General features: G+C 73.2%; 10 protein-coding genes. 7 read left to right on the top strand and 3 right to left on the bottom strand.

Annotated elements, in window-relative coordinates; genetic code table 11:
- The first annotated feature begins 119 nt into the window (after positions 1-119).
- The 4 genes from IE325_RS24580 (at position 120) to IE325_RS24565 (ending at position 5,277) form a co-directional block, all read left to right on the top strand.
- Positions 120-836, top strand: coding sequence for a FadR/GntR family transcriptional regulator (locus tag IE325_RS24580; RefSeq protein ID WP_190072194.1), 717 nt, complete (start codon positions 120-122; stop codon positions 834-836).
- The gene (locus IE325_RS24575; protein ID WP_190072193.1) at positions 833-2,215 is read left to right on the top strand and encodes a tocopherol cyclase family protein; all 1,383 of its coding nucleotides are present in this window, start codon (positions 833-835) and stop codon (positions 2,213-2,215) included. The genes IE325_RS24580 and IE325_RS24575 overlap by 4 nt, the downstream gene beginning before the upstream one ends.
- Positions 2,212-4,068: a GMC family oxidoreductase gene (locus IE325_RS24570; protein ID WP_190072192.1), complete on the top strand. Its 1,857-nt coding sequence runs from the start codon at positions 2,212-2,214 to the stop codon at positions 4,066-4,068. Before IE325_RS24575 ends, IE325_RS24570 begins: the two co-directional genes overlap by 4 nt.
- A 102-nt stretch (positions 4,069-4,170) precedes the next feature.
- Positions 4,171-5,277 (top strand): hypothetical protein, encoded by a 1,107-nt coding sequence (locus IE325_RS24565; RefSeq protein ID WP_190072191.1) that lies wholly within the window; start codon positions 4,171-4,173, stop codon positions 5,275-5,277.
- Positions 5,278-5,286: 9 nt separating this feature from the next.
- On the opposite strand, the gene IE325_RS24560 is transcribed toward IE325_RS24565, so the two are convergent.
- A complete protein-coding gene (locus IE325_RS24560) occupies positions 5,287-6,240 on the bottom strand; it encodes a YhjD/YihY/BrkB family envelope integrity protein (protein WP_229911995.1) in 954 nt (317 codons plus the stop codon).
- 294 nt (positions 6,241-6,534) lie between these two features.
- Between IE325_RS24560 and IE325_RS24555 the strand changes: the two genes are divergently transcribed.
- On the top strand, positions 6,535-7,926 hold the full coding sequence (locus IE325_RS24555; RefSeq protein ID WP_190072328.1) for an FAD-dependent oxidoreductase: 1,392 nt from the start codon (positions 6,535-6,537) through the stop codon (positions 7,924-7,926).
- A 21-nt stretch (positions 7,927-7,947) separates the two neighbouring features.
- On the opposite strand, the gene IE325_RS24550 is transcribed toward IE325_RS24555, so the two are convergent.
- Both IE325_RS24550 and IE325_RS24545 read right to left on the bottom strand, forming a co-directional pair.
- Positions 7,948-8,679 carry a hotdog fold domain-containing protein gene (locus tag IE325_RS24550; RefSeq protein ID WP_190072190.1) on the bottom strand — a complete coding sequence of 244 codons (732 nt, stop codon included), beginning with the start codon at positions 8,677-8,679 and terminating at the stop codon, positions 7,948-7,950.
- A gap of 27 nt (positions 8,680-8,706) precedes the next feature.
- Positions 8,707-9,450: a methyltransferase domain-containing protein gene (locus IE325_RS24545; protein WP_190072189.1), complete on the bottom strand. Its 744-nt coding sequence runs from the start codon at positions 9,448-9,450 to the stop codon at positions 8,707-8,709.
- Between the two features lie 258 nt (positions 9,451-9,708).
- Between IE325_RS24545 and IE325_RS24540 the strand changes: the two genes are divergently transcribed.
- Both IE325_RS24540 and IE325_RS24535 read left to right on the top strand, forming a co-directional pair.
- A complete protein-coding gene (locus IE325_RS24540; RefSeq protein WP_190072188.1) occupies positions 9,709-10,623 on the top strand; it encodes an ABC transporter ATP-binding protein in 915 nt (304 codons plus the stop codon).
- A complete protein-coding gene (locus IE325_RS24535) occupies positions 10,620-11,405 on the top strand; it encodes an ABC transporter permease (protein WP_190072187.1) in 786 nt (261 codons plus the stop codon). The genes IE325_RS24540 and IE325_RS24535 overlap by 4 nt, the downstream gene beginning before the upstream one ends.
- Positions 11,406-11,449 lie beyond the last annotated feature (44 nt).

The following is an 11,449-nucleotide window of genomic DNA, read 5'->3' as shown; positions in this document are numbered from 1 at the left end:
GTATGGCCGACAGGGGATCCGCTGTCGGTAATCGCTTCCGGCGCAGGGCTTGTTGACGCCGTATCTCATCGGTGGTTCAGTGGCTCAGTCACTGATCCACTGGCTGGCTGGGGGCCGGGATGGAAGCACTGCCGCGTGAGACCGTCGTCGACGTCCTGGAGAAACGGCTGCGCGAGGACATTCTCGCCGGACGTCATCCGGCGGGGAGCTATCTGCCGCCCGAACGTGAACTCGCCGACGGGTTCGGGGTCAACCGCACCACGCTCAAGCATGCCTTCGGCCGACTCGTCCACGCGGGACTTCTGGAGACACGGCACGGTGTGGGCACGCGCGTACGGGATTTCCTGCGGCTGGGCGGGGCGGATCTGCTGCCGATGCTGGTGCGGCACAGCCCCGACTGGATCGGCGAGATCTTCGAAGTGCGCGGCAGCATCGGCGCGTTGATCGCGGAACGCGCCGCGACTCGTGCCACGCCCGGTCAGATCGCCGAGCTGGGCCCGCTGATGGCGGCCGTGGCGGAGGCGGACGGTGGTGACGCGGTGCAGCTGGCGGACGCCGAGGTGCACCGGGCGCTCGCCCGGGCCACGGGCAACCGGGTGTACGTCCTGCTGACCAACACCCTGTTCAACGCCTACCTGCCGGTGCGTGCCGCGCTGGTCGACCCCTTCCTGGACGCGCGGGCCGCCCACGACCGGCTGGCCCCGGTCGTCGAGGCCGTGACCGCCCGTGACCCTGAGGCGGCGCGGGTCGCCGCGGCCGCCTATCTGTCGGCGACGGAACGCATCATGCTCGAAGGGCTGGCACGCTCTCGCGAACGCCGGGACGGCGACCGGTGACCCCGCGCGGGACGGAGTTCCGGGAGACGATGCTGGGCCGTGTCCGCCTGGGCGACGAGGAGCGCGAGCGCCCTGTGCGACTGGACCTCGTGGTCCGGGCCGACGTCGTGCTGCTGCCCCACCGTACGACGCCCGCGCGTGTCACGGGACGGGTGCGGATCGCCGGGCGCGCGGACGACGCCGAAGCGGTGGGCGAGTTGGAGATCTCGCCGCTGGCCCGCCGCAGGATCCGGTACCGGATCAGCTTCGTCATGGAGGGCAGGCGGCTGGAGCTGGACGGCTGGAAGTCCATCTCGGCGGGGCGTCCCCTCGCCTCGATGACGGTGTTGCCGTACACCCTGCATGAGGACGGCGAACGCGTCGGCGAGGGCACGCTCCGCTTCCCGCTCGCCACCGGTCTGCTGCCGTTCCTCGCGAGCTTCCGCTTCCCGGGCGCCGCCGAATGGCATCTCGCCCCGCGCTGGGACGGCGACCCGGGCCGGACGGAGGTCTGGTACACGACCCTGACCGACCCGGTGACCGGCAGCGGAGTCTGGCTGCATCACGAACTCGTGGCCCCCACCGACGGATCCGGCGCCTACGCCCACGGCTGGGCCGCCGTCTTCCCCAAGGACGGCCCCGCCGAGCACGCGCGCTTCGGACCCGTACCGTGGACGGAGCACGGACCGGGCTTCACCACCGAGGACGTCCACGCCCTGCCCGGTCGACTCGACGGTTCCGCGGGGCCGTTCACCTGGTCGCTCACCGAGACGCCCCACGGCGGGCCGGTGCACACCTTCCCCCGCTGGTCCTGGCGCCGCCCCTGGCTCCCGGCCAGCCATATGCTGCCCGCCGCCCGCTGCGAGTACAGCGGAACCGTCCGATACGGGGACAGCGAGCTGCGGCTCGACGGGGCGGCCGGCGCGAGCGCCCGCATCTACGGCCACGGCAACGCCCGGCGCTGGGCCTGGCTGCACGCCGACCTCGGCGGCGGCGATGTACTGGAGATCGTCGCCGCCGTCTCCATGCGGCGCGGACTCGACCGGCTGCCGCCCCTGGTGTTCCTGCGGCTGCTGCGCGACGGACGCGCCTGGCCCCGGCGTGCGGAGCGAACCGCCGTGGGCTGGGCGGGACTCGGCCGGTTCCGCGCCCACCTCGGCCTGCCCGAGTGGCGGGTGACCGGCCGCGCGGGCCTGCGCCGCATCAAGGTGACGGTGACCCAGCCGCCCCGGCGGACGCTGACCCTCGACTACACCGACCCCGACGGTTCTCCCGCCGTCTGCCGCAACAGCGAGACCGCGGACGCGGTGGTCACCCTGGAACGCTGGTGGGGCAGCTGGCGCGAGGAGGCCACCTGGCGGCTCTCCGGCACCGCCCACGCGGAGGTCGGTGACCGATGACCCGCTCCGGTCCCACGGCACTCACCGCCCTCGCGGCCGCGCTGCTCGCGGACGACGGCACGACCGAATGGACGCGGGCCGTGCCACGGCGGGTCGAGACACTGCTGGACGCCATGCCCGCCCCGGCACGCACCGCGATACGCGGCGCGGCCACGGCGATCGACGCCTATGCCGTGGCCCGCACGGGCCGCCGGCTGCGGGCGCTCGGCTTCGCGGAACGCGAGCACGTCATGGCGTCCCTCGCCGCCCACCGTGCCCTGCTGCCCCTCCTGGACGCGGTCAAGGTGCCGGTGCTCCTGGCGGCAGGCACCGAACGGAACCTGCGACAGGGCTCGGCGCCCCCGCTCCCCGCCCCCGACGATCCGCCGCTCGACTGCACGCCCTCCTGTGGCTGGCCGACGCGTTCCACCGCCGACGCCGTGGTCGTCGGATCGGGCGCGGGCGGCGCCATGGCCGCCCGGACACTGGCCCGCGCCGGGCTGCGGGTCGTCATCGTCGAGGAGGGCGAGCACCACACCACCGCGTCGTTCGGGCGCCGGACCCCGCTCGACCGCTTCACCGACCTCTACCGCGACGGCGGCGCCACGATCGCCCTCGGCAACCCTCCGCTGGTCCTGCCCGTCGGCCGCGCGGTCGGCGGCACCACCGTCGTCAACTCCGGCACCTGCTACCGCACGCCCGACCATGTCGTCACCCGCTGGCTGGACCGGTACGGATTCGAGGTCGCCGAGGGCTTCGACGCCCACCTCGACGAGGTGGAACGCACCCTCCGGGTGGCACGGCAACCACTCGACGTCCTCGGCGACAACGGCAGGCTCGCCCTGGCCGGCGCCAAGGAACTCGGCTGGACCGCCGCACCCCTGCGCCGCAACGCCCCCGGCTGCCGGGGCTCCTGCCAGTGCGTCGTCGGCTGTCCCACCGGCGCCAAGCAGAGCGTCCAGCTCTCCGTGCTCCCCGAGGCCTGCGCGGCCGGCGCCGCGATCATGACGGGCGCCCGCGTCCTGCGCATCCTCACCGACCCCGACCGGCCCGGCGGTCCACGCGCCGCCGGAGTGGTCGTCGGCCGCCCCGACGGCACCGAACTGGAGATCCTCAGCCCTCTGGTCGTGGTCGCCGCCGGCGCCCTCCAGACCCCCCAATTGCTGCGCCGCTCCGGCCTCGGCGGCCACCCCCGGACCGGCCGGAACCTCAGCGTGCACCCCGCCCTCAGCGTCGCGGGCCGCTTCAGCCGGCCGGTCACCGGCTGGAAAGGGGTTCTGCAGAGCGTCGGCGTGGAGGAACTGCACTCCGACGGCATCCTGATCGAAGCCACCGCGGCGCCCCCGGGCATGAGTTCGTTCGTGCTGCCGGGCGTCGGCCGCGAACTACGGCGCGAGATCGAGGGGACGGACCATCTGGCGACCCTCGGCGCCATGGTCGCCGACCGGCCCTCGGGACGGGTCCTCGGCCGGGAGCGGACACTGCTGCGGTACGACCTCGCGCCACGGGACGCCCGCCGCCTGCTGCGTGCCCAACGGGCCATGGGCCGCCTGCTGTTCGCCGCGGGCGCCGCAGAGGTGCTGACCGGCGTCCCGCACGCCCCACGGGCCCGCGATCTCGGCCAACTCGACGCCCTGCTCGACACGGTGACGGCACGGCACCTGCACGTGTCCGCGTTCCACCCCACGGGCACCGCCGCCGCCGGGACGGACCCCGAACGGTCACCGGCCGACCCCGAGGGACGCCTGCGGGGCGTGCACGGTGTGCTGATCGCCGACGGATCCGTGCTGCCCGGCTGCCCGGAGGTCAATCCCCAGCTCAGCATCATGGCGGCCGCCCTGGGCATCGCCCAGCGCGTTGTGACACGGCTGTGAGGGAAGTTGCCACGAGATGTGACCGCCGTGTGATCAACGGTCCGTAGTCTTCATCCGTTCGGGGGAACGGGGATGCGGTACCGAAGACGGGGGAAAAGAGCCATGACCTATCGGCGTGCGGCGATACCGGCACTGGTCGGGGGACTGCTGCTGACGGCGCTGCTGTGGTGGGCGGGGGCGAGTGCGCACGCACTGGGCCTGCCGGGTGCGTCAAACGTGTTCGGCGTCCAGTCCGCCGTGGAACTCCGGGGCTGGCTCCTACCATGGTCCTACGATCGTCCGTACTCCCTCGGCGGCGGGGCGTCCGGGGCCGGGAACTACGCGGAGCTGTACCGCACCGCGATGCAGATCCGGTTCGCCGCGCTGTTCGCCTTCTTCGTGCCCGGTGCGCTGCTCCTGCTGCGCCGACTGCCCCCGGTGGAAGGGCGGATGCCGGTCACCCTGCTCGCCGTGTGGGCCTGGGGGGTGGTGGCGGGCACGCTCGCGGTGGCGGTCTCCGCGCCCTGGTCGATCGCGGCACAGGGGAACGGCAGTTACCGCTTCCTGCCACAGCTCGCGAGCGTCGTCGCCTCCGGGCGGCCCGTCCTGGTGGCGACGACCCTGCTCGCGGCGACGGTGACGGTGCTCGTCGCACGGGTCACCGCCAAGGGCGCCGACTCACCGCCGCGCCAGGCCGTCCCGCAGCAGGCGGCCCGGCTGGCCGCGACCGTGGGGACCGTGGTCGTCGCGGTGTCCCTCGTCGTGCTGTCGTACCAGTCGGTCGCCGCCGCCCTGCAGACGGTCCCCGGAGGCGGCGGCAGGTTCGGCGAACCGGGCGATCTGCTGCGCCAGTGGCTGCTGCTGGGCGCGTGGACCAGCCCGACGGACGGGGCGCTGGGCGACTGGCTGCTGTACCGGTGCGCCGATGTGCTGCTGCTCGCCGTGGTGTGGCTGGCGCTGCGGCGCCTGCCCGCGCTGCTCACCCGGGCCACCGTTCCGGCGATGGCGGTGGGCGCGGTGTGCGCGACCGTCCTCGGACTGCTGGCGGCCCAGCTGCTGCGGCTGGCGATCGACGACACGGCCATGGCCTACGGCGCGCTGCACCTGTTCGCCGGCCTGGGCGGCAATGTGCCGGCCGCCCTCACCTTCGGCCTGGTGGCGGGCGCCGCGGCCACCGTGACCCTGCGGCTGGCCGCGGGCCGCGCGGAGGAAGCCGCCACACCCGCGTAGCCGCGCGGGTCACCCACTGCCGGTCCGGTCGGGCGGCGACGTCGGGGTGCCGAGCCGCCGCCTGAGGAACGGGTCCTGGGACAGTACGGCACCCGCGCTGAGACCGACGGCGACGGCCACGCACACCACGATCAGCCAGGACAGCAGGACGAACACCGAACCGGCGGAACCGTAGTCGGCCAGCGCCCGGTTGAGCGCACGCGGCATGTAGAAGCGCGCGGACACCGACAGGGCACCTACCGCGATCGCCGTGAGGACGGCGCCCGGCAGCAGGGGCGCCCAGCGCACGGCGCCGCCCAGCAGCAGATGCTGGGTCCACCACCACATGGCCGTCTGCATGACCAGGACGATCGGAGCGGCCACCCACGCTCCCAGGCCGAGCCCGTCGTGCATCAGCCCCTGCACGACCAGCGCGGCGAGCCACAGCACGATCCACGCCAGCCACCGCCACGGGGCGACCCTCGTCCCCGTCCGGGGCAGCTGCCAGGCCCGTCTGCACAGCCGCTGCACCGCACGGCTCACCGCGGTGGCCGACAGCAGCACCATCAGGATGCCCACCAGGCCCGTCGCCTGACGCAGATCGTCGTCCGGGGGCTGGAACGCCTGCTCCACCTGGGCCCTCGCCTGCCCCGTCAGACCGAAGACGGCACGGATCGACGCGATGACCTGCTCCTGCACCGCCCCCGGCGCGTACGCGCCCAGCACGAACAGCAGCGGCACCGCGGTCAGGAAGCACTGCGCGGCGATACGGGTGGCGGAGTCGAAGATGTTCACCGACACCATGCGGTCCACGAGCCCCGTGATCACCGGGAAACGACTCTCCAGCCGCGCGTGGACCGCTTTCAGCCGGGCCGTCAGTTCCTGGGTACGGCCCCGCCACCACGAAGCACGCAGCGGAGAAGGGCTCGGCCGACGGGCGTTCCCGCGCTTCATCAGCCGCCGACGCGGGCGCAGCCCGGGCACGCGGTCCGGTTCCCTGCGGAAGTCTCCATCGAGCCGCTCCTTCCCGTCTCCACAGTGCGCGACGAACCTTGCCACGGCACCGCGCCGCACCAGGGACACGCGCTCGCTGCCCCCTCGAACGGCCCACTGGGTACCGCCGGACGGGACCCGGTGTCCGGTGCGCCGAAAAGGGCCGGAATTCGGTCAACCCGCCCTGCGGAGCCGGATACTGGTGCCTTGTCGCGACGTGGTGATCAGGTCACAGATCAGGGGAGTGTTTCGGTGAACTCTGCTGCGCAGAAGGGCGATGGGGACATGGGCGGTAGCCGGTACGGGCGGCACGCGGTCGTCGTGGGAGGCAGCCTCGCGGGCATGCTCGCGGCGCACGTCCTCGCCGGACACGCCGATCGGGTGACCGTCGTCGAGCGCGACCGGCTCCCAGAGGGGACGGCGTCCCGGCCCGGTGTGCCGCAGGGCCGGCATCCGCATGTGCTGCTGGAGGGCGGCCAGGTGGCCCTGGAGTCGCTGCTGCCGGGCTTCGTGGCGGAGCTTCGGGCGGCGGGGGCACCCCGGGTCGGCATGCCGTCGGACCTGGTCCTGCGGCAGAGCGACCGCTGGTTCCGCAGGTTCCCGGCGACGACGCACATCTACACCGGTTCCCGCGCCCAGCTGGAGGAGCTGGTGCGGCGCCGGGTCCTCGCCAACCCCGTGATCAGCGTGGTCGAGGGCACCGACGTCGTCGGGCTCATCGGTGACGCCTCGCGAGTGCGGGGGGTGCTGCTGCGGGACCGCTCCGGCGACGACCGCGGGGAGCAGCGGGCCGTCGAGGCCGACCTGGTCGTCGACGCCTCCGGCAGCGGCACCAAGGCACCGCAGTGGCTCACCGGGATCGGGGCCGACGCCCCGCACGAGGAGACCATCGACACGGGACTCGCGTACGCCTCGCGCATCTACCGCGGCAAGAGCGGCGCCCTCGACGGCGGCACCGCCGGCTTCTACGTCTATCCCAGCCCCGACCAGGTCCATGCCGGCGGTGCGCTGCCCCTGGAGGACGGCAGCCATCTCGTCATCGTCTCGGGGCTGCGCGGCGACGAACCGCCCACGGACGACGCCGAGTTCGTGGCCTACACCAAGAAGCTGCCGCATCCCCCGCTGCACAGCTGGCTGGACGAGGCCGAACCGCTCTCCCCGCCGTTCGGCAACCGGCGTACCGCCAACTGCCGCCGCCGCTACGACCTGCCCGGCCGCCGCCCGGCCGGATTCCTCGCCGTCGGCGACGCCCTGTGCACCTTCAACCCCATCTACGGGCAGGGCATGGCCGTCGCCGCGATGAACGCCGTAGCCCTGCGTGACGCGCTGGCCGATCCACGCCGTACCCCCACGACACGGCGCGTACAGCAGGCGCTCCTCGCGGCGTCCCGGCAGGCGTGGGACATCTCCGCCGGCGCGGACCGCAAGATGCCGGGCGCCATCGGAAACGCGGTGGACGGCGGGCCCGCGGACCGCGTCGCCGGCTGGTATCTGCAGCGCGTCCAGGACTGCTACTACGGCGACCCCGTCGTGGGCCGCGCCTTCCGCGCCGTGCTGACCCTCTCCGCGCCCGTCAGCGCCCTGTTCGCCCCGGCCGTGGCCCGGGCCGTGCTGTTCAGCCCGCCCCCGTCGACCCCCACGGAGCCACCGGCGACTCACGAGGAGACGGAGGTCTGAGCGGGGGGACGCGGGACGGCTTCAGGGCGTGGGCGCGGCGGGCCGGGGGTCGATCCACAGCGCCTCGGCGACGGCGCACAGGTCGCCCTCCGCCGTGGCGAGCGCCACGCCCATGCTGTGCTTGCGGCCGGATTCCGCCAGCATCCACGCGTACGAGACATACGGCTCACCCGTGGCGACCGGCCGCAGGATCCTGCCCGTGAGGGCGGCGGTGACCGCCCCCTCGCGCTGGGTGCCGAGGAAGCGGCCCGCCCAGTTGCCCGGGCAGTCCAGGGCGCCCCAGACCAGTTCGGGCGGGAGCAGGCCGTCCGGGTCGGCGAAGACGGGGGAGGGGATCCAGGCGGAGGCCACGAGGCCGAGTTCCGGCACCGGGCCGCAGTACACACGCAGCCCTCGGTCGGCCTCGCGCAGGCCGCAGCCGAAGCAGTCGACCACCCCCGAGGGCGGTGCCGCCCGGAACTCGTCGGCCGCGGCGGCGGCCTGGTCCCAGGAGGGCGCGGGCGGCGCGTCGATCAGCAACTCGGCGGGGCGTGCCGCGGCGAGGGGCCGCTCGGACTCGCCCAACTCCACGCCGCCGTCCGCGGTCCCGGCGATCCGAACGGGCACCTCGACCGGCACCGGCCCACGGAAGTCCACCCGCACGGCCGGCGCCCCGGACCGCTGGGCCAACACCCCGGCGACATAGCCGCCGAAGGCCACCTCGGGATAGCCGGAGTACAACTCGGGCACCACGATCGCGTCACTCGTCGTCATGATCCCCACTTCACCACAGCCAGGGGGTCAGGAGTCCGTCACCAGGAGCCGATACCCGACATCGATGGCGTCGAGCGCCAGCAGGCCGGCGTGCCGGTCGTGCCAGCGGCCGGTCGCGAGGTCGTCGGCGAGTGCCGCCAGACCGGGAGCGAGGGCGTCGTCCCCGGTCTGGGCCAGCATGGAGATGCCGGCCCGCACCTGGGGATCCAGATAGGCGTGCGGACGGCGCCAGTAAGCGGCGCCGAACCCGTCCGTGCAGTCGTGGGGGATGTGTACGGGCTCCAGACGGGCCCCGCCGAGCAGCGCTGCCAGCCGGTCGGTCGGGACGGCCCGCGTGTCGTCGAAGGCGGCGGCCTCGGGCAGATACTCCCGCACCAGCCAGAACTGCTCCCGGAAGACTTCCTGATCCCAGGTCAGCACGACAACCCGCCGACGCGCGACCCGCCGCAGTTCACCGATCCCGGCCGCGAGGTCGCTCCAGTGATGGACCGTCAGCAGCGCCATCACGGCGTCGGCAGCGTCATCACGCAGCGGAAGACGCTCGGCGACCGCGCGCACCGCGGGCGCGGACCCCGGCGGACGCTGGTCGACCATGACCTGGCTGGGCTCGACGGCGAGAACGGTCCGCGGCGGCTCGTAGGAGCCCGTGCCCGCCCCCACGTTGATGACGTCGACGGCGTCCCCGAGCGCGGCATGGATCCGGGCGGCGATCCGCGCGTCCGGCCGCCGGGTCCTGCCGTACGTGGTGCCGATGGTGTCGTAGATGGCCATGCCTCTCAGTATGAGAAGCGCCGGGCCACGTCGGGGACGGTGTCGCCGGCCGCCAACTGGCCTGCGCGACCGGGCCTTCGCATGTGAGTTTTATGTGAGTCCAGGGCCCGACGAGTGCGGCTTTCCGGGTTCTCGCAGGTCACAGGATCGGCGTTCCCACGAGACGTTCATGTTCGTCCAGATCCGGCTCACCTCGGCGACAGACAGTGGCGTGGTGCACGCGACCGTCGCCTGCACCCGCACCGGTCTGGAGTCCCGATGATCGAAGTACATGGCCTGTCGAAACGCTATGGCGAGGTCCTGGCCGTGGACGAGCTGACGTTCGCCGTGCGGCCCGGCGAGGTGACCGGGTTCCTCGGGCCCAACGGGGCCGGCAAGTCGACCACGTTGCGCATGATCCTGGGCCTGGACGCCGCCAGCAGCGGCACCGCGACCGTGGGCGGGCGGCCGTACGCCGCGCAACCCGCGCCGCTGAAGGCGGTCGGGGCGCTGCTGGATCCGGGCGCGGTGCTGCCCAGCCGTACCGCGTATCACCACTTGCTGGCGTTGACGGCCGGCAACGGCATCCCGCGCGGCCGGGTCGACGAAGTGCTCGCGGAGGTCGGCCTGGAGAAGGTGGGCCGGCGCCGTGCGGGGACGTACTCGCTCGGGATGCGGCAGCGGCTGGGGATCGCGGCGGCCCTGCTGGGCGATCCTCCGGTGCTGGTCTTCGACGAGCCGCTCAACGGACTGGACCCGGAAGGCATCGTGTGGATCCGCTCGCTGATGCGGAGGATGGCGGCCGAAGGACGCGCCGTCCTGATGTCCAGCCATCTGATGAGCGAGATGGAGCTGACCGCCGACCACCTCCTCGTCATCGGCCGCGGAAAGCTGATCGCCGACACGACGATGAAGGACTTCATCGAAGCGCACTCCGAACGCGAGGTCCTGGTCCGCACCCCACAGGCAGAGGCCCTGCGCGGCATGCTCGCCACGGTCGTGGAGGTGCGGACCGAGAGCAGTGACACCCTCGTCGTGACCGGTCTGGAGGCGGCGGAGATCGGCGCCCTGGCGTGGGCCGGCGGAGTGGAGCTGCACGAACTCGCCCCGCGCCAGGCGTCACTGGAGAAGGCGTTCATGGACCTGACCCGCGATGTGGTGGAGTACCAGGCGGAGAAGGAGACCGTCCGATGAGCAAGGCGACTTTCCGGCACTGTCTGCACGCCGAGTGGATCAAGATCCGTACGATGCGTTCGACGCTGTTCGTCATCCTGGGCACCCTGGCGTTCTGCATCGGGCTCGCCGCACTGAACGGCTCGTCCGCCGGCGGTGACTTCGCGGACATGAGCCCCGCGGACCGGGCCATGTTCGACCCGCTCGCCACCAGCCTGCGCGGCTATCTGATCGCACAGATCGCGCTCGGTCTGCTGGGCGGCCTCGTCATCACCGCGGAGTACGGCGCCCGCACGATCGTCCCCACTCTCACCTCCGTTCCGCACCGGGCGCGGGTCCTGGCGGCCAAGGCCGTGGTGCTGGTGGGCGTGGCGCTCCCGGTCGGGGTCGTGGTGTCGCTGGCCGGGTTCCTGGTCGGGCAGGCATCGCTGTCCGGGGCGGGCGCTCCGCACCTGACGCTCGCCGACGACGTGGCACTGCGCGGCATCTTCGGCGGTGGCCTCTATCTGGCACTGGCCGGGCTCCTCGGGCTGGCCCTGGGCACGGTGATCCGCTCCACCACGGCGACGGTGACCACGCTGTTCGGCGTGATGCTGATCGTCCAGGCCTTCGCGCCCGCCCTGCCCGGCGGATTCGGCGACTGGGTGTCGACGTACTGGCCGCCGATCGCCGGCGGACAGATCATCATCAGCTACCAGGATCCCGCGCTGCTGACTCCCTGGGCGGGACTGGGTGTGATGGCCGGATGCGTGGCGGCCTTGGTGGCGGCGGCGTTCGTCGTCTTCCGTGAGCGGGACGCCTAGTACGGCGGGACAGTGACGGCAGAGGATCACAGGTCGGGGACGGG

Origin of the sequence: Streptomyces lanatus (assembly GCF_014655715.1) — a bacterium.
GTDB lineage: Bacteria > Actinomycetota > Actinomycetes > Streptomycetales > Streptomycetaceae > Streptomyces > Streptomyces lanatus.
This window is presented reverse-complemented; position numbering and strand designations above follow the sequence as displayed.

Bases quoted from the DNA above. Each gene is read 5' to 3' on its own strand.
- IE325_RS24565 (WP_190072191.1), top strand. From the start codon at position 4,171: ATGACCTATCGGCGTGCGGCGATACCGGCACTGGTCGGGGGACTGCTG.
- IE325_RS24550 (WP_190072190.1), bottom strand. From the start codon at position 8,679: ATGACGACGAGTGACGCGATCGTGGTGCCCGAGTTGTACTCCGGCTAT.
- IE325_RS24540 (WP_190072188.1), top strand. From the start codon at position 9,709: ATGATCGAAGTACATGGCCTGTCGAAACGCTATGGCGAGGTCCTGGCC.
- IE325_RS24555 (WP_190072328.1), top strand. From the start codon at position 6,535: ATGGGCGGTAGCCGGTACGGGCGGCACGCGGTCGTCGTGGGAGGCAGC.
- IE325_RS24580 (WP_190072194.1), top strand. From the start codon at position 120: ATGGAAGCACTGCCGCGTGAGACCGTCGTCGACGTCCTGGAGAAACGG.
- IE325_RS24535 (WP_190072187.1), top strand. From the start codon at position 10,620: ATGAGCAAGGCGACTTTCCGGCACTGTCTGCACGCCGAGTGGATCAAG.
- IE325_RS24570 (WP_190072192.1), top strand. From the start codon at position 2,212: ATGACCCGCTCCGGTCCCACGGCACTCACCGCCCTCGCGGCCGCGCTG.
- IE325_RS24545 (WP_190072189.1), bottom strand. From the start codon at position 9,450: ATGGCCATCTACGACACCATCGGCACCACGTACGGCAGGACCCGGCGG.